At 70.4% G+C, this 23998-nt stretch carries 17 protein-coding genes and 1 tRNA gene; 7 read left to right on the forward strand and 11 right to left on the reverse strand.

From position 1 onward, the window contains the following. Window positions 1–7: 7 nt before the first annotated feature. From FEI13_RS09620 to acsA, 5 genes are read right to left on the reverse strand one after another with little or no spacing between them, the layout of a single operon-like run. Window positions 8–265 (reverse strand): acyl carrier protein, encoded by a 258-nt coding sequence (locus tag FEI13_RS09620; RefSeq protein ID WP_138181322.1) that lies wholly within the window; start codon window positions 263–265, stop codon window positions 8–10. Next, a complete protein-coding gene (locus FEI13_RS09625) occupies window positions 253–1467 on the reverse strand; it encodes a dihydrolipoamide acetyltransferase family protein (protein WP_138181323.1) in 1215 nt (404 codons plus the stop codon). Before FEI13_RS09625 ends, FEI13_RS09620 begins: the two co-directional genes overlap by 13 nt. Then, complete coding sequence (locus tag FEI13_RS09630; RefSeq protein ID WP_138181324.1) at window positions 1464–2468, reverse strand: alpha-ketoacid dehydrogenase subunit beta; 1005 nt, start codon at window positions 2466–2468, stop codon at window positions 1464–1466. Before FEI13_RS09630 ends, FEI13_RS09625 begins: the two co-directional genes overlap by 4 nt. Further along, window positions 2465–3496, reverse strand: coding sequence for a pyruvate dehydrogenase (acetyl-transferring) E1 component subunit alpha (pdhA, locus tag FEI13_RS09635; protein ID WP_138181325.1), 1032 nt, complete (start codon window positions 3494–3496; stop codon window positions 2465–2467). The genes FEI13_RS09630 and pdhA overlap by 4 nt, the downstream gene beginning before the upstream one ends. Further along, window positions 3493–5247 (reverse strand): acetate--CoA ligase, encoded by a 1755-nt coding sequence (gene acsA / locus FEI13_RS09640; RefSeq protein ID WP_138181326.1) that lies wholly within the window; start codon window positions 5245–5247, stop codon window positions 3493–3495. Before acsA ends, pdhA begins: the two co-directional genes overlap by 4 nt. A 227-nt stretch (window positions 5248–5474) precedes the next feature. Between acsA and FEI13_RS09645 the strand changes: the two genes are divergently transcribed. Beyond that, window positions 5475–5696: a hypothetical protein gene (locus FEI13_RS09645; protein WP_138181327.1), complete on the forward strand. Its 222-nt coding sequence runs from the start codon at window positions 5475–5477 to the stop codon at window positions 5694–5696. A 112-nt stretch (window positions 5697–5808) separates the two neighbouring features. Here the strand turns inward: FEI13_RS09645 and FEI13_RS09650 are convergent, their stop codons facing one another. Beyond that, a complete protein-coding gene (locus tag FEI13_RS09650; protein WP_138181328.1) occupies window positions 5809–7089 on the reverse strand; it encodes an MgtC/SapB family protein in 1281 nt (426 codons plus the stop codon). A 208-nt stretch (window positions 7090–7297) separates the two neighbouring features. Here FEI13_RS09650 and FEI13_RS09655 point away from each other — a divergent pair, with 208 nt between their 5' ends. Further along, window positions 7298–10375 (forward strand): bifunctional diguanylate cyclase/phosphodiesterase, encoded by a 3078-nt coding sequence (locus FEI13_RS09655; protein ID WP_138181329.1) that lies wholly within the window; start codon window positions 7298–7300, stop codon window positions 10373–10375. A gap of 74 nt (window positions 10376–10449) precedes the next feature. On the opposite strand, the gene FEI13_RS09660 is transcribed toward FEI13_RS09655, so the two are convergent. Then, window positions 10450–12414 carry an acyl CoA:acetate/3-ketoacid CoA transferase gene (locus tag FEI13_RS09660; RefSeq protein ID WP_138181330.1) on the reverse strand — a complete coding sequence of 655 codons (1965 nt, stop codon included), beginning with the start codon at window positions 12412–12414 and terminating at the stop codon, window positions 10450–10452. 131 nt (window positions 12415–12545) lie between these two features. On the opposite strand from FEI13_RS09660, the gene umuD reads away from it, so the two are divergent. Further along, the gene (umuD, locus tag FEI13_RS09665) at window positions 12546–14276 is read left to right on the forward strand and encodes a translesion error-prone DNA polymerase V autoproteolytic subunit (RefSeq protein WP_158294536.1); all 1731 of its coding nucleotides are present in this window, start codon (window positions 12546–12548) and stop codon (window positions 14274–14276) included. A 2-nt stretch (window positions 14277–14278) separates the two neighbouring features. Here umuD and FEI13_RS09670 read toward each other — a convergent pair whose 3' ends face one another. Beyond that, window positions 14279–14953 (reverse strand): Fe2+-dependent dioxygenase, encoded by a 675-nt coding sequence (locus FEI13_RS09670; RefSeq protein WP_138181332.1) that lies wholly within the window; start codon window positions 14951–14953, stop codon window positions 14279–14281. 124 nt (window positions 14954–15077) lie between these two features. Between FEI13_RS09670 and FEI13_RS09675 the strand changes: the two genes are divergently transcribed. After that, window positions 15078–16145, forward strand: coding sequence for a hypothetical protein (locus FEI13_RS09675; protein WP_138181333.1), 1068 nt, complete (start codon window positions 15078–15080; stop codon window positions 16143–16145). A 150-nt stretch (window positions 16146–16295) separates the two neighbouring features. Then, the gene (locus tag FEI13_RS09680) at window positions 16296–16790 is read left to right on the forward strand and encodes a hypothetical protein (RefSeq protein WP_138181334.1); all 495 of its coding nucleotides are present in this window, start codon (window positions 16296–16298) and stop codon (window positions 16788–16790) included. Window positions 16791–16886: 96 nt separating this feature from the next. On the opposite strand, the gene FEI13_RS09685 is transcribed toward FEI13_RS09680, so the two are convergent. Further along, a tRNA-Thr gene (locus tag FEI13_RS09685) sits at window positions 16887–16962 on the reverse strand. A gap of 43 nt (window positions 16963–17005) precedes the next feature. Next, complete coding sequence (locus tag FEI13_RS09690) at window positions 17006–17821, reverse strand: acyl-CoA thioesterase (protein WP_138181335.1); 816 nt, start codon at window positions 17819–17821, stop codon at window positions 17006–17008. Between the two features lie 87 nt (window positions 17822–17908). Between FEI13_RS09690 and tadA the strand changes: the two genes are divergently transcribed. After that, window positions 17909–18394, forward strand: a complete 486-nt coding sequence (gene tadA, locus FEI13_RS09695; RefSeq protein ID WP_138181336.1) for a tRNA adenosine(34) deaminase TadA — start codon at window positions 17909–17911, stop codon at window positions 18392–18394. On the opposite strand, the gene mltF is transcribed toward tadA, so the two are convergent. Continuing rightward, complete coding sequence (gene mltF / locus FEI13_RS09700) at window positions 18395–19858, reverse strand: membrane-bound lytic murein transglycosylase MltF (RefSeq protein WP_138181337.1); 1464 nt, start codon at window positions 19856–19858, stop codon at window positions 18395–18397. 157 nt (window positions 19859–20015) lie between these two features. Here mltF and purL point away from each other — a divergent pair, with 157 nt between their 5' ends. After that, on the forward strand, window positions 20016–23966 hold the full coding sequence (gene purL, locus FEI13_RS09705) for a phosphoribosylformylglycinamidine synthase (protein ID WP_138181338.1): 3951 nt from the start codon (window positions 20016–20018) through the stop codon (window positions 23964–23966). Window positions 23967–23998 lie beyond the last annotated feature (32 nt).

Here is a 23998-nt window from a genome sequence, read left to right on the forward strand (position 1 = left end):
CGCTGGCTCAGGCGGCGAGCCGGCGCTCCAGGTAGTCGAGCAGCCCCTCCAGGGTCTCGAGCTCGTGGTAGTCGCTCTCCGGCACGCCGACGCCGAGGCGCTTCTCGAGGTCGACCAGGATGTTGAGGAAGTCGAAGGAGTCGATCTCCAGCGCCTCCCGCCAGGGGCGGCCGGCGGGCAGGGCGTCGATGTCGGCCTCGGGGGCCACCGCCAGGATGGCGTCGATGACGGTGTCGCGGAGGGTGTCGCGGCTCAGGGGGGCCATAGGCGGTCGGGCTCCGTCAGCAGGTCGGTGAGTCGGGTGAGGAAGCGGGCGCCGATGGCACCATCGGTGACCCGGTGGTCGGCGGCCAGCGATACCTGCAGGCAGCGGGCGGCCACGACCCGGCCGTCGCGGACCCAGGGCCGTTCGGCGATGCGCCCGAACCCCACCAGCGCCACCTGGGGCGGGTAGATCACGCCCTGGACACTGTCCACGCCCAGGTCGCCGAGGTTGGTGACCGTGAGGCCGGCGGCGGTGAGCTCGGAGCTGCGCAGTCGGTCCTTTCGGGCGCGGGTCAGCAGGTCGCGCAGGGCGGCCATCATGGCATCGGGGTCGAGCCGGTCGGCATCATGCAGCGCCGGGGCCACCAGGCCCCCGCCGCGCAGGGCGATGGCGACCCCGAGGTGCACGCCCTCGGCGGGGCGGAAGGCGCCGTCGACGAACCAACCGTTGAGGGCGGGCACCTCCTGAAGCGCCATCGCCACGGCGCGCAACTGCAGCACCGGGAAGATCAGCCGCTCGGCCACCGAGCGTTCGGCATTGTAGGCCGCCAGCCATTCGAGCGTCGGTTCCGCGCTGAGGGTGTGGCCCAGGTAGTAGTGGGGGATCTCGCGCTTGGAGCGGGCCATGGCGGCGGCGATGGCCTGGCGCATGGCGGCATGGGCGTCATGACCGGCGGCGCGGCGGGCCGGCCGAGGCCCGGCAGGCGCCTCGGGGGCCTGCTCGATGTCCGCCAGGGTGATGGCGCCGCCGGGGCCGCTGCCACTCACGTTCGCCGGATCGAGCCCCAGCTCGCCGGCCCGCTTGCGCGCCGCGGGGGATATACGCCGTCGCCCGCCGGTGGCCGCGGCGTGAGGCGGAACCGGCGGCGAAACGTCGGGTGCCCGCGGCGAAGGCGCCTGGGGCGCTTCGGCGGGGGAGGGCTCGACCGGGGCCTCCTGGCCGGCGGCCTCGCCCTCGGCCTTTTCGCCTTCGGCAAGGATCACCGCCATCACCTCGCCCACCGGGACCTTGTCGCCTTCCTCTGCCACCAGCCGCTCCACGGTGCCGGTCTCCCAGATCTCCACGTCGATGGCGCCCTTCTGGGTCTCGACCACGCAGACGATCTGCCCGCGCTCGACGCGCTCGCCGGGCCGTATGTTCCACTCGACCAGGGTGCCGCTCTCCATGTCGGCGCCCAGCGAGGGCATGCGGAACTCGCTCATGAAGCTCCCCCGCTTCCTGACCCGCCCATCAGCCGATGGACGGCGGCGACGATGTCCTCGACCTGGGGGATCGCCGCGTCCTCGAGGTGTTTGGCGTAGGGCACCGGCACCTCCTGGCTGCAGACCCGCACCGGCGGCGCGTCGAGCTCGAAGAAGGCCTGCTCGTTGATGCGGGTGATGATCTCGGCCGACAGGCTGCCGCTGCGCCAGCCCTCGTCGACCACCACCAGCCGATGGGTCTTCGCCACGCTGGCCATGATCGCCGCGTCGTCCAGCGGGCGCAGGGTGCGCAGGTCGAGCACCTCGGTATCGATGCCCTCCGCGGCCAGCTGCTCGGCGGCCGCGAGGCTCTTGTGCAGCATGCCGCCGTAGGTGATCAGGCTGACCTGGCCGCCCTCGCGCCGGATCGCGGCGTGGTCGAGCTCCATGGGGTGGGGCTCGCCCTCGACTGTCCCCTCGGCGCCCAGCAGCAGGGCATGCTCGAAGATCAGCACCGGGTCGGGGTCCTCCAGGGCGGCGAGCAGCATGCCGCGGGCATCCTCGTGGGTCGCCGGGGCGACGATGCGCAGCCCCGGGATATGGGCATACCAGCCCTCCAGGCTGTGGGAGTGCTGGGCGGCGAGCTGGCGGCCGCCGCCGGTGGTCATGCGGATCACCAGCGGCACGCTGAGCTGGCCGCCGGACATGTGCCGCAGGGTGGCGGCGTTGTTGATGATCTGGTCGAGGGCCAGCAGGCTGAAGTTCACCGTCATGATCTCGACGATGGGGCGCATGCCGTTGAGCGCCGCGCCGATGCCGGCCCCGGTGAAGGTCGACTCGGAGAGCGGGGTGTCGCGGATGCGTGACTCGCCGAACTCCTCCAGCAGGCCGTGGCTGACCGCATAGGTGCCGCCGTAGCGGCCCACGTCCTCGCCCATCAGGAAGACGCGGTCGTCGCGGATCAGGGCCTCGCGCAGTCCCTGGCGCAGGGCCTCGCGGTAGGCGATCGTCTGGGGGGTCATGGGCGTGCCTCCCGGGCATAGACGTCGCGGCACAGGTGCTCCACCGGCTCCCAGGTGCCGGCCTCGGCGAAGGCCACGGCGGCGTCGATCTCCTCGGCGACCTCGCGCTCGATCTCGTCGCGCACCGAAGCCTCGAGCAGCCCGCACGCCACGGCGTCCCGGGCGAAGGTCTCGACGGGACAGCGCTGCTTCCACTGCTCGACCTCCGCCTTGTCGCGGTAGTGCTCGGGGTCGAACATCGAGTGGGCGCGGAAGCGGTAGGTCCGGTACTCCAGGAACATCGGCCCCTGGCCGCCGCGCACCTGGTCGATCGCCGCCTCGGTGGCCCGGCTCACCGCCACCACGTCCATGCCGTCCACCGATTCGCTGGGCAGGCGGTAGGCGGCGGCCTTGGCGGCCAGGTCGACCTGGGACTGGTGGCGCTCCAGTGCGGTGCCCATGGCGTAGCGGTTGTTCTCGCACAGGAAGAGCACCGGCAACTGCCAGAGCGTTGCCAGGTTGAGGGACTCGTGGAACTCCCCCTCGGCCACGGCCCCATCGCCGAAGAAGCAGACGGTCACGTTGTCGCGACCGGCCAGCCGGTCGGCCAGGGCGAAGCCCACCGCCAGGGGCAGGGAGCCGCCCACGATGGCGCTGCCGCCGACGAAGCGTCGACTGGCATCGAACAGGTGCATGGAGCCGCCGTGGCCACGGCTGCAGCCCTCCTGCTTGCCATACATCTCGGCCATGATCGCCCCGGCGGGGACGCCGCGGGCGAGGGCATGGCCGTGCTCGCGATAGGTGGCCAGCACATTGTCGGTGTCGCGCAGGGCCGGCATGGCGCCGGCGGCGATCGCCTCCTCGCCGATGTAGAGGTGCAGGAAGCCGCGGATCTTGCCGGCGCTGTAGAGCTCGGCGCACTTCTCCTCGAAGCGGCGGATGCGGATCATCTGCCAGAGCAGCGCCCGGGCCCTTGCGGGGTCATCCAGGCCGGCCGCGCCGATGGCGGGGGAGGCCTCGGGGCCTTCCCGGGGAGGCGAGGCGTTCATCGGGAGGTCTCCAGGGTCGAGGTGTCACCCTCCGGCAGGCCCAGTTCCCGGGCCTTGAGCAGGCGACGCATGATCTTGCCGCTGCGGGTCCTGGGCAGCGAGGTCTGGATCTCGATCTCCTTGGGCGCCACCGCCGGGCCGAGGCGCTGGCGGGCGAAGCCGAGCAGTTCGCGGCGCAGCGCCTCGTCGGGCGCATGGCCCGGCTTGAGGGACACGAAGGCCTTGACGATCTCGCCGATCACCGGGTCCGGCTTGCCGATCACCCCGACCTCGGCCACCGCCGGATGCTCCATCAGCGCCGATTCCACCTCGAAGGGTCCGATCAGGTGGCCGGCGGACTTGATCATGTCGTCGGCGCGGCCCACGAACCAGAAGTAGCCCTCGGGGTCGCGACGCGCCAGGTCGCCGGTCAGGTACCAGTCGCCGACGAAGCAGCGCCGGTAGCGTTCCTCCTCATGCAGGTAGGTGCGAAACATCGAGGGCCAGCCGACGCGCAGCGCGAGCTCGCCCTCCTCGTCGTGATGCGCCACCCGCTCGACGCCGCCATCCGGCAGGCGACGCAGCACGGCGGCCTCGATGCCGGGCAGCGGCTTGCCCATGGCGCCGGGCCGGATGTCCATGCTGGCGAAGTTGGCGATCATGATCCCGCCCGTCTCGGTCTGCCACCAGTTGTCGTGGATCGGCAGCCCGAAGGCCTCCACACCCCAGTGCACGGCCTGGGGGTTGAGTGGCTCGCCGACGCTGGCGATGAAGCGCAGCGACGGATAGGCGCGTGTGCGGGCTCGCTCCGAGCCCCCCTTCATCATCATCCGTACCGCGGTGGGAGCGGTATACCAGACGCTGACCGCCTCCTCGTCGAGGATCCGGTACCAGCGCTCGGCCTCGAACTCCGCCTCGTCGATCACCAGGGTGGCACCCAGGGAGAGCGGGGCGATGATGCCGTAGGAGGTGCCGGTGACCCAGCCGGGATCGGCCGTGCACCAGAAGATATCCCCCGCGCGTAGGTCGAGGGCGAAGCGGGCGGTGGAGTGGTGGGCGACCACGGCCTGGTGGACGTGCAGTGCCCCCTTGGGCGTGCCGGTGGTGCCGCTGGTGAAGTGGAGCAGGGCCGGTGTTTCGGGGGCGGTGGCCGGGATCACATAGTCGGGCGAGGCCGCCTCGAGCAGCGGGCCGAGCTCCCGGGTGCCCTCGGGCAGCACCTCGACGTCGTCGTCGCGGATCACCAGCACGTGTTCGAGGCTCGGCAGCCGGTCGCGGATCGGGGCCACCTTGCGGCGATAGAGGCTGGTGGTGGTCACCAGCACCCGGCCCTCGCCGAGGGTCATACGGGTCGCGATGGGGTCGGGGCCGAAGGCCGAGAACAGCGGTGTGACCACGGCCCCCTGCTTCAGTGCCCCGAGCACCGCCAGGTAGAGCTCGGGAATCCGCCCGGCGAGCAAATAGACGCCGGCGCCGCGGGCCACGCCCAGGGTCTCCAGCACATTGGCGAAGCGGCTGCTCAGCTCGGCGAGCTCGCGGTAGCGGATCTCGCGTCGGGTGCCGGACTTGCCGAGCCAGCGGATCGCGATGCGCTCGCCCGCCGCACCGGCAGCATGGCGATCCACCGCCTCGTGGGCGATGTTCAGCCCACCCCCCGGCAGGCCATCGAGCCAGCCGCGGGCCGTCTCCCAGGAGAAGCCGGCGCAGACCGACGGGTAATCGTGCAGCACCGCGGCCTGGGCCTCGCGGTGGCTCTTGCGCAGAATCTCCATGGGCGACGACCTCGTGGATCCATGACTCCTCTCAGCGTAGTCCGCGGCCCCGTTCCCGCGCGTCCGTCATGGGGCCGACTTGATCCGGGACAAGCACCGCGAAGATCGCCTGGCCCGTGACGGGGGAGCCGCGATGACTACACTGCAGGCGAGGGGGTATCCCCCTCTCGGCGCGTCCCGGCATCGCCCGGTGCCAAATACTCCATATCCCTGTTGCGGAGGGTGTCATGACACAGACCGTTACGGCTGCCTATGGCAGCATCGACAAGGCCGTCAACGCCTTCGATGAGCTGGTCTCGGAGGGCTATCCTCGCGAGAAGCTGTTTCTCGACAAGGAGACTAGCGAGGTCAAGGTGATCGTCCCCGAGGAGGCGCAGCCGGAGGCGGAAGAGATCCTCAATCGCCACGGCCCCGACGAGGTCTGGGCACGGCCCTACGAGGCCTCCTAGCCGTCCCGGCCGGGTAAGCCTGGCCCGATGGCTCGACGTGCCGTTGCTGGCGATCGATCGGCAGTGAACCGCGAGTCCGACGTCGAATGGCCGTCGGGGACTCTCTCGGCGCTCACGTCAGCCAGGCCAGCGCCAGACCCGCCAACATGGAGGCGACCATCGGCAGGGCAACGCGCAGGCCGAGTCGTCGTGTGCCGAAGACGCTGGCCAGTCCCGACTTGAAGAGGTTGTTGATCGCGGCGGCGATGATGATCCCCAGCACCGCGGTGGCGGGGGCGATCCGTTCCAGCGACATGCGGGTCAGCGAGAGGGTGATGGCATCCACGTCGGCCACGCCCGACGTGGCGGCCAGCAGGTAGATGCCGGCCTCGCCCAGCCCTTCGCGTAGCCACTCTCCGAGCAGCATGATCAGCGCGAGCAGGCCGCCGAACAGCAGCGCCATGCGCAGCTCCAGAGGGTTCTGGATCGGTGTCGGGCTGTCGACCCTGAGGGTATGACGATGGCGGCGCCAGAGGTGCAGCGCCGGCAGGTAGAGCAGCAGGCCCATCACCGCGATCGGCAGCAGCAGGCGGGGCAGCAGGCTCGGGCTGATCACCGCGGCATAGATCAGGATCCGCGGGAACATGGTGCCGCAGGCCACCAGGATGCCGGCGGCCAGCATCGCCTCGATCTCGTGACTCTGGCGCGACAACCGGGCGAAATGCAGGGTCAGCGCCGTGGAGGAGGAGAGACCGGCGAAGAGCCCAGTGAAGAGGATGCCCTTCTCGGCGCCGCCCACGCGCATGGCGAAGTAGCCGACGAAGGAGATCGAGGCGATCAGCACCACCATCCACCAGATCTCGTAGGGGTTGAGCACCTCGCCTGGCCCGAGGCCGCGGTCGGGCAGCAGCGGGAGCATCGCCACGCTGATCAGCAGCAGCTTGAGGCCGGCGTCGAGCTCGTGGGCCTGCAGCTTGTTCAGCAGGCCGTGGATCTCGTGCTTGTTGTCGAGGATCACGGCGGTGATCACCGCGCCGGCGGTGGCCAGTGCCAGGTCGACCGCCACCGCCACCGCGCCGAAGCAGAAGGTCAGCAGCAGCCCCACCAGCCCGGTGATACTGTAGTCGGGGTGCCGGGCCAGCCTCGCCCGCCAGGCGACCAGGCTGGTGGCGGCAAGCGCCAGGAAAATGATCGGGAAGGCCCAGTCGCTGACGGCCTCGGAGAGCAGGGCGGCGATGCCGCCGAGCAGGCCGACCAGGGCGTGGGTGCGGATGCCGGCGATGCGCTCGCCGGACTGCTGCTCCCGGGCGACCCAGCCACGCTCGATGCCGATCAGGGCGCCCAGCAGCAGCGCCACGCCCAGGCGCAGCGCGGGTTCGTTGGCGATAAGAAAGTCGCTGGCGACATCGTCCATGGCGAGGGCGTCCCCGTGTCATCCGGTGATCGACGGATGCCTTCAGGGTGGCCGCTGCGCGCCGGGGCTTCAACGTCGGGCCCCTCTACATGTAAGTGTCGCGCCGATCGTCCATCGGGGCGGGCCCGGTCGAATCGAGACAGAACAGCCCCACAATCCAGTACACTGTGAGATCCTTACCGGCGTAACGACAAGGATATCGGGCGGCATGAAGGACTCTCTACGCACCGCCGGCACGCGACACGGCTGGCTTCGGCTGCACGCCATCGGCACCTACCTGCTAGCGCTTCTGGTGCTGGCCGCCTTCCTGACCTGGGTGCTCATCGATCATCGCCAGCGCACGATCGACGGCGCCGAGGCCCGCGTCGAGGCGCGGGCCGACCTGGTGGCCGAGTGGGTGAGCACCACCTTCGCGGTGGGTGAGCAGGCCCTCGGCGACCTGTCGCAGCTGCTCGAACGGCGTCTGGCGAAGGAGGAGCCGGCGCTGGCGGCTGCCGATGTCGAGGCCCTGCTGGCCGAGCGGCGGGATCGCTTTGCCTTCATCGACGAACTGGGCCTGGTCGACGCCACGGGGCGCGTCGTGGCCTCCTCGGCGGCCTACTGGCCCCCCGGCTACGACCTCAGCGGGCGCGACTTCTACCGTGCCTTCCGCGAAGACCCCGGACTCGACGCCCTGGTGACGCCGCTCTACTGGTCGCCCTTCGGCGAGACCTACCACCTCGTTCACGCGCGCCGCCTGCGCGGGCCGGACGGTCGCTTCCAGGGCCTGGTCGTGATGCGTCTCGAGCCGACGATCTTCAACGCCGCGCTGACGCGGCTGAGCATGCTCCCGGGGGAGAGCATCGCCATCCTCGATACCGAGATGCAGCTGATCGCCCGCCGGCCGGCCTTCGACGGCGGCGGCGCGATGGGTGGGCTCGGCGTGAGCGTTCGCGAGCCGCTGACCCAGGCCTTCCTGGCGAGCGGCGAGGGCTCGACGGTCCAGCGCATCGTCTCGCCGCTGGACGGCCATGAGCGACTCTATGCCCAGCAACGCGTGACCGGCCTGCCCCTGCTGGTGGTAGTCGGCGAGAAGCTCGAGGTGCTGCTGGTGAGCTGGTGGCAGCGGCTCTGGCTGCTGGGCGGCGTCTTCCTGGTGGTGGCCGTGCTGGGCGGGGGGCTGTTGCGCCACTATCTCGGCCTGCGACGCCTGGAAAGCGAGCTGCGCTGTCGTCTCGAGGAGCGCGAGCAGGCACGGCGCGCGGTGCTGGAGCGCGAGGCGCGGCTGCGGGCCCTGGTCGGCTCGATCCAGGACATGATCTTCGTCTTCGATGCCGAGGGGCGCTTCGTCTACGTGCATGCCGTGGACCGCGACCAGCTGGTCGGCGATGCGGAGTCGCTGCTCCAGCGCCACTACCGCGAGGTCCTCTCGGCGGACGTGGTGCGTCAGCTCGATCGTGCCCTGGACGAGCTGCGGGCCAGCGGCGAACCGGTGGAGATTGATTATCGCGTCACGCTTGCCGGCGTGCCCCGCGACTTCCACGCGATCCTCAGCCCGCTGGACGAGGGGGACGCCTTCAGCGGTGTGCTGGCCGTGGTGCGCGAGGTCACCGAGGCGCGCGCCACCGAGGCCCAGCTGCGCATCGCCGCCATGGCCTTCGAGACGCACCTGGGGATGCTGGTCACCGATGAGCGGGGCGCGATCCTGCGGGTCAACGAGACCTTCACCCGCATCACCGGCTATTCGGAGGCGGAGGTGCTGGGGCGCAATCCGAGCATGCTCAGCTCCGGGCGACACGACGACGCCTTCTATCGGGCGCTCTGGGAGAGCGTGCAGCGGCATGGCAGCTGGCAGGGCGAGATCTGGAACCGCCGCAAGAACGGCGAGGTCTTCCCCGAGTGGCTCACCATCAGCGCGGTGCGCGACGCCGCCGGCGAGCTGACCCACTACGTGGCTACCTTCAACGACATCACCCGGCGCAAGGCGGCCGAGGAGGAGATCCATCAGCTCGCCTTCTTCGATCCCCTGACCGGGCTGGCCAATCGCCGTCTGATGCTGGACCGCCTCGCCAGTGCGCTGAAGGATAGCTATCGCAATGGCCAGTTCGGTGCCCTGTTCTATCTCGACCTGGACAACTTCCAGCGGATCAACGATACCCGGGGTCACCTGGTCGGCGACGACCTGCTGCAGCAGGTCGCCCGGCGACTGGGCGAGGTGCTGCGCGAGACCGATACCCTGGCGCGGCTGGGGGGCGACGAGTTCGCCGTGCTGCTGCACGACCTCGGACGCGATCAGGCGCAGGTGGCGGTGGTGGCCGAGCGGGTCGCCTACAAGCTGCTCGGCGCGCTGCAGGCACCGATGCGCCTGGCGGGCGACGAGCTTGCGGTGACTGCGAGCCTGGGCATCACCCTCTACCGCGACCACGAGACGACCCTGGAGCAGATTCTCCAGCAGGCCGACATGGCGCTCTACAAGGCCAAGGAGGCGGGCCGTGACACCCTGCGCTTCTTCGACCCGGCGATGCAGGCGCAGCTGCAGCAGCGCGCCCGGCTCGAGGCGGACCTGCGCCAGGCGCTGCCCCGGGGCGAGCTCCTGCTCCATTATCAGCCCCAGATAGGCGACGACGGCAGGATGATCGGCGCCGAGGCGCTGCTGCGCTGGGCACACCCGGAGCGCGGCATGGTCGCGCCCGGCGACTTCATTCCGCTGGCCGAGGAGAATCGGCTGATCGTGCCCATCGGTGCCTGGGTGCTGGAGCGTGCCTGTCGTCAGCTGGCGGCCTGGGCCGACGACCCCGCCACCGCCGAGCTGACGATTTCGGTCAACGTCAGCCCCGAGCAGTTTCGCGAGCCGGGCTTCGCCGAGCGGACACTGACCATCCTGTCGCGCACCGGGGCGCGGCCGTCGCGTCTCAAGCTCGAGGTGACCGAGAACCTGTTCGTCCACGACCGCGACGAGGCCCGCGAGACCATGCTGTCGCTCAAGGCGCACGGCGTGACCTTCTCCCTGGACGACTTCGGCACCGGCTACTCCTCGCTCTCCTACCTCAACCGCCTGCCGCTGGACCAGCTCAAGATCGATCAGTCCTTCGTGCGCGACCTGCTGGAGGACGAGGCCAGTGCGGCCATCGTCGCCAGTACCATTGCGCTCTCTCGCAGCCTGCAGCTGGAGGTGATCGCCGAGGGCGTCGAGACCGAGGCCCAGCGGGCCTGGCTGGTAGCGCATGGCTGCCACGCCTTCCAGGGCTACCTCTTCGGGCGGCCGGTGTCGGTCGAGGCGCTTGCGGCGACATGCCCGACCACCTGACTCCTGCCCCGCGTCACGTCGTGTCGCGACGCGACGGGCGGCCCCACGGGGCCGCCTCCTTCGTTCCGGGGCCGTCATTCCCTCAGGTGCTGGCGGGCCTCCTCGGCGCTCTCGTAGATGTGCGGCGAGACGGCGCGCGCCTCCAGGGCGTGACCGAGCTTGCGGCGCATGAAGCCGCTGGTGGTGTAGCGGGTCACCCGGGTGTAGAAGCGCTGCTCGAGGCCGCGCACCATCTCGGTGTAGGGGGCGAGCAGGGCGTCGTCGATGCGGCAGTGGTCGTAGTTGACGATGGCCTGGACGCGGTGGCACAGCGGGGCGAGGCGGCGCTCGACCTCCTGCTCGATGGCGTCGATGTCCTCCGGGGAGGCGACGCGCAGGTGCTCGAAGTTGATGAAGAGGATGCCTTCCTCCTCGTCGAGGCTGAGGCGCTGTGCCAGCGGCCGCTCCAGCAGTTCCTCGGCGAGCCCCATGGGGGCCTCCTGGAAGATGCGCGCGTCCATCAGCCGGGGCGGCTCGGGCATCCGCGGGGTGAAGGCCATCAGCGCCAGGACGTCGCGCTTCAGGTCGACTCCCGGGGCGATCTCGGTGAGGGTGAGCCCCTCCGGGGTGAGCTCGAACACCGCCCGTTCGGTGACGTAGCAGACCGGCTTGCCGTCCGCGGCGGCCAGGGTCCCGCTGAAGGTGCGGTGCTCCACCTCGGCGACGAACTTGCCCTGGCCGCCGGGGGGCGCCTCGAGCCGCCCGTCGACGATGGCAAGCGCCTCCCGGGTGGCCACGAAGGTGCCCATGAACACTACCTTGCGGGCGTTCTGGCTGATGTTGATGAAGCCGCCGGCGCCGGCCAGCCGCGGGCCGAAGCGCGAGACGTTGACGTGGCCCGCGCCGTCCACCTGGGCCATGCCCAGGAAGGCGATATCGAGCCCGCCGCCGTCGTAGAAGTCGAACTGGGCCGGCTGGTCGATGATCGCCTGGGTGTTCAGCGCCGCGCCGAAGTCGAGCCCGCCGGCCGGCAGCCCGCCGATCACCCCGGGCTCGGCGGTCAGGGTCAGGTGCTCGAGCAGGCGCTCCTCGCTCGCCACCGCGCCCACGCCCTCGGGCATGCCGATCCCCAGGTTGACCACGCTGTTGGGCCTGAGCTCGAAGGCCGCGCGCCGGGCGATGATCTTGCGCGCCGAGAGCGGCAGCGGCTCGGGGCTCGCCATGGGCGCGCGGATCTCGCCGGAGAAGGCCGGGTTGTAGGCGGTGCGGAAGGTCTGCCAGTGGTGGGCGGGATCCTCGCAGACCACCACGCAGTCGACCAGGATGCCGGGGATCTTGACGTCCTTGGGGTGCAGGGTGCCGTGCTCGGCGAGGCGCTCCACCTGCACGATCACCACGCCCCCGGAGTTGCGCACCGCCGTGGCGATGGCCAGCGCCTCCAGGGTCAGCGCCTCGCGCTCCATGCTGACGTTGCCCAGGGTGTCGGCGGTGGTGCCGCGCAGCAGCGCCACCTGCAGCGGCAGGGCCCGGTAGAAGAGGTACTCCTGGCCGTCGATGGGCAGCAGCGAGACGCGCTCCTCGAGGGTGACGTCGTTGATCCGGCCGCCGCCCAGGCGCGGGTCGACGAAGGTGCCGAGCCCCACCCGGGTCAGGGTGCCGGGCTTGCCGGCGGCGATGTCGCGGAAGAGGTGCGAGATCACCCCCTGGGGCAGGTTCCAGGCCTGGATGCGCCCCTCGATGGCGAGCTTCTGCAGGGCGGGCACCAGCCCCCAGTGGCCCCCGATCACCCTCGCCACCAGCCCCTCGTGGCCCAGGTGGTTGAGCCCGCGCTCCTTGCCATCGCCCTGGCCGGCGGCATACATCAGGGTCAGGTCGCGGGGCTCGCCGCTCTCCAGGAAGCGCTCCTCCAGGGCCACGGCGAGCCCCTCGGCGAAGCCGATGCCGACGAAGCCGCCGGTGGCGACGGCGTCGCCGTCGCGGATCAGGTTCACGGCCTCGCGGGCGGAGACCACCTTGCCCTTCGCGGCAAAGGGCTGGCGGGAGAGCAGGGGATGGGGCATGGCGGGCGTCCTGGTGAGGTGTGTCGTGATCTGCCTTCACGGTAGCACGCGCCCCGGCGGGCCGGCAGGACTTGCCAGCGGGAGGGAAGTGGCGAATACTGTACATGAATACAGTATTTGTGGAGGTGCCCATGAGCTCGACGACGCCTATCGCCGTGCGGCCGATCGGCCGCGCGGTGGCGCTGCCGGGGGAGGCGACCCTGCCGCTGATGGGGTGTCGGGTGCGGGCCGGCTTCCCGAGCCCGGCCGATGACCATCTCGACGTGGAGATCGATCTGCACGCCCACGTGGTGCGCCGCCCGGCCGCCACCTACTTCGTGCGCGCCGAGGGCGACTCCATGCTCGGCGACGGCATCCACCACGGCGACCTGCTGGTGGTGGACCGCAGCCTGGAGCCGCTGCCCGGGCGGGTGGTGGTGATCGCAGTGGACGGTGAGCCCACCGTGAAGCGCCTGGAGCGCCGCGGCGAGCGGACCTTCCTGATGGCCAGCAACCCGCGCTTCGCGCCGATCCCCCTGGCCGGGCGCGAATGCCAGGTTGTGGGGCGTGGTCACCCACGTGCTCCATGCCCTGCCGGGAGGCGAGCCGTGATCGCGCTGGTCGACTGCAACAACTTCTACGTCAGCTGCGAGCGGGCCTTCGCCCCGCGCCTGGAGGGGCGGCCGGTGGGCGTGCTCTCCAACAACGACGGCTGCGTGGTGGCGCGCTCCAACGAGCTCAAGGCGCTGGGCGTGGCCATGGGGGCGCCCCTGCACCTGCTGCCGCCGGCCATCCGCCGCCAGGCGGTGCTGCTCTCCAGTAACTACGCGCTCTATGGCGACATGAGCCGGCGGGTCAACCGGATCCTCGACGAGTTCTCGCCGGACGTGGAGGCCTACTCCATCGACGAGAGTTTCGTGGGGTTCACCGGCTTCGCGGCGGACGGCCTGGAGGCGCATGCCCAGCGGCTGCGCGAGACGGTACGCCGGGATACCGGGATCCCGGTCTGCGTGGGGCTCGCGCCCACCCGGGTGCTGGCCAAGGTGGCCAATCACGCGGCCAAGAAGCAGGCGGCCTTCGAGGGCGTCTGCCGGCTCGAGGCCGACGCCCCCGCGCCCCGCGCGCTGCTCGAGGGACTGCCGGTGACCGAGCTGTGGGGCGTGGCGCGACGCACCGCCGAGCGGCTGGCACTGATGGAGATCCACACCGCCTGGCAGCTGCGTGAGGCCGATCCCAAGCAGATCCGCCGCCACTTCTCGGTGGTGCTGGAACGCATCGTCTGGGAACTGCGCGGTCGCCCGGCCATCGTGCTCGACGACCTCGAGGCGCCGCGTCAGCGCATCATGGTCTCGCGCTCCTTCGGGCGGCTGACCGGGGCCTTCGCCGACCTGCAGGAGGCGGTGCGCCAGCACGCCGCCCGGGGCGCCGAGAAGCTGCGCGGCCAGGGCAGCCAGGCCCGGGCGGTGATGGTCTTCCTGCGCACCAACCCCCACCAGGTCGGCGAGCGCCAGTACCGCAACAGCGCGGTGGTGCCGCTGCCGGCCCCCAGCGACGACAGCCGAGCGCTGCTCTCGGCCGCCGCCCGGGGGCTCGAGGCGATCTTCCTCGCGGGGCCGCGCTACCAGAAATGCGGGGTGATGCTGCTCGACCTGGTGGAGGCCGAACGCCACCAGCTCTCGCTGCTGGCGCCGCGCAGCGAAGCGGCGCGCGGGCGCAGCCAGCGGCTGATGGCGGCGGTGGACCGGCTCAACCGCGAAATGGGCCGCGACACCGTGCGCTTCGGCTTGCCGCGCATGGGCACCGCTTGGGCGCTGCGCTGCGAGCGGCGCACGCCGCGCTACACCACCCGCTGGAACGAGCTGATGCGCGTTCGCACCGGCTGAGGTCAGGTGTCGGCCCACATCCGCAGCAAGTTGGCGAGGCTCTTCGAGAGGGTGTCGAAGGTCGGCGTCTTGCCGTTCTCCTCGAAGAGGCGGCGGCGGGTGGTGTCCAGATCGAAGAGCACCTCCCGTTGCTGGGGATCGCGGACCAGGCTCTGTGCCCAGCCGACCGCCGCCAGGCGCTCGCCCCGGGTGACCGGCTCGACCCGGTGCAGGGTCGAGGAGGGGTAGAGCACCAGCGAGCCGGCCGGCAGCTTGAAGGTCTGCTCGCCGCCAGTGGTCTCGATCAGCAGCTCGCCGCCATCGTAGGCGTCCGGATCGCCGAGGAAGAGAGTGAAGGAGATATCGGTGCGCATGGCGCCGCCGGGGCTGCCCATGATCGCATCGTCCACGTGGTTGCCGTAGCTCATGCCCGGCTCGTAGCGGCTGAACATCAGCGGCTTCATGCGCCGCGGGCGCACCGCCATCTGGAACAGCGCATGGCGCTGGAGGTGGCCGACCACCTCCTCGCGCAGCGCGCTCACGGCGGGATGGCTGCTCTCGGCCTGGTGGTTGTGCTTGACCGTTCGGGCATGCCAGCCGGCGGTCTCGCGGCCGTCCTGGAAGGGCGTGTCGGCCAGGGTGGACTGGATCCGCTGAAGCAGTTCCTCGGGAATGATCTGGGCGATGCAGAGGATCACGATCGACTCCATTCGGGTGGGGACGGCCCCAGTATATCTGAATGAAAAGGATTTGCGTTCCGTGGCCGGGCAGTACTATCGTTTCGTCGCGGTGTCTGCCGCCCATATTCATGCAACGAGACCCATGCAACGAGAGGAAGCGCGCATCATGGCCAATACCCGCACCAAGCTCTGGATCGGCGTCGGAACGAGTGTCCTGCTGGGCACGGCGAGCGCCGGCTGGGCCGACAGCGTCGAGGCCCACGAGGGCGAGATGAACGCCGCCGAGCAGAGCCGGCACAACGAGGGTGGCGAAGGCGTCGAGCAGAGCCAGCACCATGAAGGTGGCGAAGGTGGCGAAGGTGGCGAAGGTGGCGAAGGTGGCGAAGGCGGAGAAGGCGGCGAAGGCGGAGAAGGCGGCGAAGGCGGAGAAGGCGGCGAAGGCGGAGAAGGCGGTGGCCTGGGACCGGATCCGCTGGCGGTCTTCTCCGGCTGGGATGCCACCCAGGGCGGCGAAGGCGGTGAAGGCGGCGAAGGCGGCGAAGGCGGCGAGAACGCCACCGCGCCCGCCGACAACCCCGGCGTCACCTATACGCGCCTGGCCATGATGCAGGGCCACCTCGAGGTCGCCCGCGAGCTCTATCGCCAGGGCGAGCAGGATGCCGCCGTGGTGCACTTCGCCCACCCCCTCGACGAGCAGTATCCGTCCGTGGAGTCGGCCCTGGCATCCCGGGGCGTCGACGAGGCCGTCCACTCCTCGCTCGAGACCCTCGAGCAGGGCGCTCGTGAGGGATTGGCCTGGGAGACGCTCGAATCGCGCTATGCCGAGGTCGAGACCACGCTCGAAGAGGCCATGGCCACCACCGAGGCATCGCTGCTTGAGGATCCCGCCTTCGTCAGCCGGGTGCATCGTGCCCTGGTCACCGCCTCGCTGTACGAGTATGCCGAGGCCGTCGAGGAGGGTGAGTTCACCAACGTCGTCGAGTATCAGGACGGGCGCGGCATGATGCAGGTGGGGCGTCAGCTGCTCGAGGGTCAGGGCGAGGTGTTCGGCGCGGGCGAGGACGCCGAGGGCTACCAGGCCCTGCTGAGCGCCTACGACGAGGTACTGCAGGCCTGGCCTTCGGCCGAGGCTCCTGCTCAGCCGGCGATGAGCTTCGGTGAGCTCTCGGGTGCCGTCTTCCGCCTGGAACAGCTGCTGGGCGACTACTGAGGCACGATCCGCCGCCGTCATGCCGCGGGCAGGGCGGCGGCAGGATGCTGCAAGCGACGAGATCGCCGACGCGTGGCGTCAGCGAACGCCCATCCGGCGCATGGCCTCCCTGGCAGGCTGCTACCCTGTGAGTCTGCCAAGGAGGACAGCATGCGATACATGGCGATGGCGCTGCTGCTCCTGCCGCTGATGGGGCAGGCGCAGATCATGAAATGCCCGGATGGCTCCTACCGCGACCGCTGCTCGGGAGGCGAGGCCTTCCAGGGCGGCGGCGTCTCCCGCTACGCGGCGCCCGAGCCGCGTGCGTTCTCCCCCCTGCCCGACACCGACCGCTCTCGCGCTGGTGGCGACCCTCAAGGCACTGCGCCCACTCGCCCCTCGTCGGGCCCGCGTTCGGTGGCCGAGCGCGCCCGGGACATGGGGATCAGCCGCAATGAGCTGGTCAAGGCCCGCAGCCGCGGCACCATCCTGATCGGCATGGAAGAGAAGGACGTGATCGACATCCTCGGCCAGCCGGACGACGTGGATACCAGCGGGGGGTATGGCTCCCGCTGCAAGACGCTGCACTGGTACGACCGCCGAGACGACCTGCCCGATTACGTCAGCACCTGCGATGGTCGGGTCGATTACTTCAGCAACGGGTAATCACCGGCGCTGCATGCGCCCGATCGAGTGCCTCGAGCGTCCATGACGCAAAACGGCCGCCGCCTCGAAGGGCGGCGGCCGTTTTTCATGTCGTGCTGGTGCCGCAAAGAGGATTCGAACCTCCGACCTACGCATTACGAGTGCGTTGCTCTACCAGCTGAGCTATTGCGGCGACAGCAGGCAGGATAGCGCCGGGCCCGGCGCGCTGCCAAGGGTCAGGAGCGCAGCCGGGTCAGCCCCTCCTGGGCACTCGAGGCGACCAGTCGGCCCTGGCGGTCGTAGAGGCTGCCGCGGGCGAAGCCTCGCGCCCCGCCGGCCCAGGGGCTGTCCATGTCGTAGAGCAGCCAGTCGTCGACCCGCACGTCGTGATGGAACCAGAGGGCATGATCGAGGCTGGCGATCTGCAGTTGGGGGTCGCGGAAGTCGAGGCCATGGGGCACCAGGGCGGTGGTCAGCAGGTTGAAGTCGGAGCTGTAGGCGAGTAGGTAGCGGTGCAGCGCCTGGTCGTCGGGCAACTCGCCGACCAGCCGGAACCACAGGCGCTTGCGGGCCGGTCGGCCCGCCGCGGCCTCGTCGCCGAGGTGCAGGAACTCGATGGGGTGGCCGGGGAAACGCTCGAGGCGGCCATCGCCGTCCGCCAGCGCCTCGGGCGGGGTGACCTCGGGCATGGCGGGCTGGTGGGCGATGCTTTGCTCCTCGCCGTGGAAGGAGGCGCTGCAGAAGAAGATCGGCCGCCCCTTCTGGATGGCGGTGACCCGGCGGGTGGTGAAGCTGCCGCCGTCGCGCACCGCATCCACCTGGTAGACAACCGGACGATGCGGATCCCCCGGGCGCAGGAAATAGCCGTGCTGGGAGTGGACCCGCCGGCTGGGGTCGACGGTCTGGCTGGCCGCCGAGAGCGCCTGGCCCAGCACCTGGCCGCCGAACAGCTGCGGCAGGCCGAGGTCCTGGCTGCGGCCGCGAAACAGGTTCTCCTCCAGGGCCTCGAGGCCGAGCAGGTCCACCAGGGTGTTGAGGGCGTCGGGTGTCATCGTTGTCCTCCGGGACGACGGCGTGCAGGGAGGCCGTCGGTATCATACGATCGTCTGAAGCCATCCAGTCTACGGGAGTTCAGTACAGTGCGCAGCGACGAGTTCTACATGCACCGGGCGCTGGACCAGGCCCGGCTGGGCCTGGACGCCGGCGAAGTGCCGGTGGGCGCGGTGGTGGTGGACGCCGCGGGCGAGATCGTCGGCGACGGCTTCAATGCCCCGGTGGGCGGCCACGATCCCAGCGCCCACGCCGAGATCCAGGCGCTGCGCGCCGCCGGCGAGCGACTCGGCAACTACCGGCTGGACGGCTGCACCCTCTACGTGACCCTCGAGCCCTGCCTGATGTGCACCGGGGCGATCATCCATGCCCGCCTGGCCCGAGTGGTCTACGGTGCGGCCGAGCCGCGCAGCGGCATGGTGGAGTCGAAGGCCAACCTCTTCGCCCAGCCCTGGTATCACCACCGGGTGACGGTGGAAGGGGGCGTGCTGGCCGCCCGCGCCTCAAGGCTGCTCAAGGCGTTCTTCGCCGCCCGCCGGGGGGGCGACGTGCGCGGCGACGGCGAGGCCGGCTAGCTAGAGGACCGGCGGCACCTGCTCGAAGAGCTCGACGTCGGCCCGGTCCGGCCGCCGGGCATTGAGCTCGTGGAACTGCTCCTGGCTGCGATCGAGGTAGGCCAGGATCTCGTAGTAGCGGCGGATGTTGCGCACGTAGATCACCGGCTCGCCGCCCCGGGCGTAGCCGTAGCGCGTCTTGCTGTGCCACTCGCGCTCCTGCAGCAGCGGCAGTGAGCCGCGCACGTCGCGCCACCGGTCGGGGTCGCCGCCGCGCATCTCGGTGATCTTGCGGGCATCGTATAGATGGCCGAGGCCGACGTTGTAGGAGGCCATGGTCATGAACAGGCGGTCATCGCCTTCGATCGATGCCGGCAGGCGCTCCTCGATGTGGCGCAGGTAGCGGGCGCCGCCGTGGATGCTCTGAGCCGGGTCGAGGCGATTGTCGACGCCGAGATCCCCGGCGGTGGCGTTGGTCAGCATCATCAGCCCGCGCACCCCGGTGGGGGAGGTGGCCCGTGGCTCCCAGTGGGACTCCTGATAGCCCAGCGCGGCCAGCAGCTTCCAGTCGAAGCCGGTGTTACGGGCGGCCTCGCGGAACAGCTCGCTGTAGCGGGGCAGGCGCGCGCGGGCGTGGGCGATGAAGGTCCGGGCCCCCACGTACTCGAGGTAGTCGTCGTGGCCGAAGTAGCGGGCGACCAGGGCATCGAGCTCCTCATCGCGGCGCAGCGCGTCGAGGAAGCGATTGGCTTCGCCGACCAGCCCCAGCCCGCGGCCGGCGGGGAAGGCCCAGGCCAGGGAGAGCGGCTTGCCGAGCGTGAAGCCGTCCTCGACCTCGGGGAAGAACAGCCGGTTGAGGCGGAACTGGTGCTCGAAGATCACCGCGGCATCCAGGGTGCCGCCGGCCACCTGGCCGAGCAGCTCGGCCACCTCCAGTTCGGCGGACTCCTTCCAGCTGAGCCACGGATGCTCCTCCTGTAGCTCGCGCAGCACCCGGTCGGTGCCGGAGCCGCGCAGGGTGCCGATCTCGAGCCCCTCCAGTTCCTCGATTCCCTCGGGCGGATGCAGGCCGCGGCGATAGACCAGCAGCGGCTGCAGCGGCATGATCGGCCGGCTGAACAGCACGCCCTCGAGGGTCGGGTCCAGTGGCAGGGCGGCCGCGCCCAGGTCGCCCTCCTTGCGCACCGCCTCGAGCACGCCGGAAATGTGGTGGTCAGCGTCCAGGGTCAGGCTGACCCCCAGGTGATCGGCGAAGCGGCGCACCAGCTCGTACTCGAACCCGGTGGGGCCCTCGCGCCCCTCGTAGTAGGTGGTGGGGGTATTGCGGGTATGCACGCTGAGAAAGTCCCGGGCGAGCACCTCTCTAAGGTGCGACTCCTCCGGGGAGCCGCCGTGGTGGGGTAGCAACGCCAGCAGCAGGGCGCTGCACAGCAGGGCGGTCCCGCGCCAGTGGCGCCGGGAAGGGGCGGTCGCGAATGCGGGCATAGGGGCGGCGTGCGGCGATGAGACCCTCAACCATAACCAGCTAATCGATGGCTGTCACCTTCGCCGATTTCTCGCGCCCGGTGCTTTCCAGTATCATGTGCGCTCGTTGCCGCCGGCCGCGGCCCCGAATTCCCCCCAGTACCAGAGGCTCCAGGATATGCTCGAACTGCGAGGCGCGCCCGCCCTATCTGCTTTCCGTCATGCCAAGCTGTTGGACGCCCTGCGCGCATCCGTTCCCGAGGTCGAGTCCCTGCAGGCCGACTACGTTCACTTCGTCGACCATGACGGCGACCTGGACGAGGGCGAGCGGCGCCTGCTGGAGCAGCTACTCGACTATGGTCCTGCGCGCCAGGATGCGCCCCACGGCGAGGGCCAGCTGTTCCTCGTGGTGCCGCGCATCGGCACCCAGTCCCCCTGGTCCTCCAAGGCCACCGACATCGCCCACAACTGCGGGCTTGGCCGGGTGCGGCGCATCGAGCGCGGCATCGCCTATCGGGTCAAGGTGGCCGGGACGCTCGCCGAGGCCGCCTTCGAGAGCCTCCAGGCCGCCCTGCACGACCGCATGACCGAGACCGTGCTGGCCGATCCCTCCGACGCCGCCCGGCTCTTCGCCCACCACGCGCCGGCGCCGCTGGGCAGCGTGGACATCCTCGACGGCGGCCGCGAGGCTCTCGAGGTCGCCAACGTCGTGCTAGGCCTGGCGCTGGCCGAGGACGAGATCGACTACCTCTGCGAGGCGTTCCGCGAGCTCTCTCGCAACCCCTCGGACGTTGAGCTGATGATGTTCGCCCAGGCCAACTCCGAGCACTGCCGCCACAAGATCTTCAATGCCGACTGGCTGATCGACGGCGAGCCCCAGGAGCGCTCGCTGTTCAAGATGATCAAGAACACCCACGAGCGCTCGCCCGGCGACATCCTCTCCGCCTACAGCGACAACGCGGCGGTGATCCGGGGCTCGGAGGCGCCGCGCTTCTATCCCGCGCCGCTGACCGGCCGTGGCGAGGAGCGCGCCGTCTACGGCGCCACACACGAGCCGATCCAGATCCTGATGAAGGTGGAGACCCACAACCATCCCACGGCCATCGCGCCGCATCCGGGCGCGGCCACCGGCGCCGGCGGCGAGATCCGCGACGAGGGCGCCACTGGCATCGGCGGCAAGCCCAAGGCGGGCCTGACCGGCTTTACCGTCTCCAACCTGCGCATCCCCGAGTTCGTGCAGCCTTGGGAGGCCTTCGACTACGGCAAGCCCGAGCGCATCCAGTCGGCGCTTCAGATCATGCTCGAGGGGCCGATCGGCGGCGCCGCCTTCAACAACGAGTTCGGCCGCCCGAACCTCGCCGGCGTCTTCCGCACCTACGAGCAGGATGCCCTGGGGCGCGACGGCATCGAGCGGCGCGGCTACCACAAGCCGATCATGCTGGCCGGCGGCTACGGCAACATCCGCGACGGCCACGTCCAGAAGGGCGAGATTCCCGTCGGCGGCAAGCTGATCGTGATGGGCGGGCCGGCGATGCTGATTGGCCTGGGCGGCGGTGCGGCCTCCTCCATGGCTTCAGGCGCCTCCAGCGCCGACTTGGACTTCGCCTCGGTGCAGCGCGGTAACCCCGAGATGGAGCGCCGCGCCCAGGAGGTCATCGATCGCTGCTGGGCGCTGGGCGAAGGGAACCCGGTCCGCTTCATCCACGACGTCGGTGCCGGCGGGCTCTCCAACGCCCTGCCGGAGCTGGTCAAGGACGGCGAACGCGGCGGGCTGTTCGACTTGCGCGCCGTGCCCAACGCCGAGCCCGGCATGAGCCCGCTGGAGATCTGGTGCAACGAGGCCCAGGAGCGCTACGTGCTCGCCGTGGCCCCGCAGGATCTTGACACCTTCGAGGCGCTCTGCGCCCGCGAGCGCTGCCCCTACGCCGTGGTCGGCGAGGCCACTGCGGCCCACCACCTGGCGGTGACCGACGGCCACTTCGAGAGCCAGCCGGTGGATCTGCCGATGAGCGTGCTGTTCGGCAAGCCGCCGAAGATGCAGCGCGAGTTCAGCCGCCAGACCAACACCCTCTCCGGCGTGATGCTCGACAACCTCGACCTGCGCGAGGCGATGGACCGGGTGCTGCGCCTTCCCGCCGTGGCTTCCAAGAGCTTCCTGATCACCATCGGCGACCGTTCGATCACCGGGCAGGTGGCTCGCGACCAGATGGTCGGCCCCTGGCAGGTGCCGGTGGCGGATGTCGCCGTGACCACGGCGAGCTTCGACACCCATGCCGGCGAGGCGATGGCCATGGGCGAGCGGCCGCCGGTGGCGCTGATCGACCCGGCCGCCAGCGCACGCCTGTCGGTCGCCGAGGCGATCACCAACCTGGCCGCCGCGCCGATCGCCAAGCTCGAGGACATCAAGCTCTCGGCCAACTGGATGAGCGCCGCCGACCATCCGGGCGAGAACCAGGCGCTGTATGACGCCGTGCACGCCGTGGGCATGGAACTCTGCCCGGCGCTGGGCATCGCCATCCCAGTGGGCAAGGACTCCATGTCCATGCGCACCGCCTGGCAGGAGGAGAACGCCCAGGGCGAGGCCGAGGAGAAGAGCATCACCTCGCCGCTGTCGCTGTCGATCACCGGCTTCGCCCCGGTCACCGACGCCATGCGCACCCTGACCCCACAGGTCAACCTGGAGCAGGATGAATCCGACCTGCTGCTGATCGATCTGGGCGCCGGCAAGAACCGCCTGGGCGGCTCGGCGCTGGCCCAGGTCTACGGCCAGGTGGGCGACGTGTGCCCGGACCTGGACGATCCCGAGGACCTGCGCGCCTTCTTCACGGTGATCCAGGGGCTCAACGCCGAGGGCAAGCTGCTGGCCTATCACGACCGCAGCGACGGCGGCCTGCTGGTGACCCTGCTGGAGATGGCCTTCGCCGCCCACACGGGGCTCGAGATCAAGCTCGACTGGATGATCGACGAGCCCGTCGACGCCTTCAACGCGTTGTTCGCCGAGGAGCTTGGCGCGGTCATCCAGGTGAACCGCCGCGACACCGAGGCGGTGCTGGCGCAGTTCGCCGCGGCGGGCATCGAGACCTGCGGCGTTATCGCCCGGCCGCGCTACGACGACCAGGTGCGCGTGACGCTGTTCGAGGAGCCGCTGCTGGAGACCACCCGGCTGCTGGCCGAGCGCACCTGGGCCGAGACCAGCTACCGCCTGCAGGCGCTGCGCGACAACGCCGAGTGCGCCAAGAACGAGTTCGACGGCCTGCTCGACGGCCGCGACCCGGGCCTCTCGGCCCAGCCGACCTTCGACGTCGACGAGGACATCGCCGCGCCCTATCTTCAGGCACCCCGGGTCAACAAGACCCGCCCGGCCGTGGCGGTGCTGCGCGAGCAGGGCGTCAACGGCCAGTTGGAGATGGCCTGGGCCTTCGACAAGGCCGGCTTCGAGGCCGTCGACGTGCACATGAGCGACATCCTCGAGGGCCGGGTGAGCCTCGAGGCGTTCAAGGGCCTGGTGGCCTGCGGCGGCTTCTCCTACGGTGACGTGCTGGGCGCCGGCGGCGGCTGGGCGAAGTCGATCCTCTTCAATCCCCGCGCCCGGGAGCAGTTCTCGGCCTTCTTCGAGCGCGACGACAGCTTCTCGCTGGGTGTGTGCAACGGCTGCCAGATGCTCGCCCAGCTCAAGGAGCTGATCCCGGGCGCCGAGGCCTGGCCGCGCTTCGTGCGCAACGAGTCCGAGCAGTTCGAGGCGCGGGTCTCCATGGTGCAGGTGGAGGAGAGCCCGTCGATCCTGCTTGCCGGCATGGAGGGCTCGCGCCTGCCGATCGCCGTGGCTCACGGTGAGGGCCGGGCCGAGTTCCGCGACAGCGCTCACCTGCGCAGCCTCCAGGGCAGCGGCCAGGTCGCCCTGCGCTTCCTGGATAACCACGGCCAGGTGACCACCCGCTATCCGGCCAACCCCAACGGCTCGCCCTCCGGCATCACCGGCCTGACCACGCCGGACGGACGCGTGACCATCATGATGCCGCACCCGGAGCGGGTCGTGCGGGCGGTGACCAACTCCTGGCGCCCCGCCGAGTGGACGAAGGACGGCGCCTGGATGCGCCTGTTCCGCAACGCCCGGACCTGGCTCGGCTGATTCGCGAGGTGCGGCGCCGCTCGCGCCGTCGA

It is taken from the genome of Halomonas urmiana (assembly GCF_005780185.1).
In the GTDB taxonomy this organism is placed as follows: domain Bacteria; phylum Pseudomonadota; class Gammaproteobacteria; order Pseudomonadales; family Halomonadaceae; genus Halomonas; species Halomonas urmiana.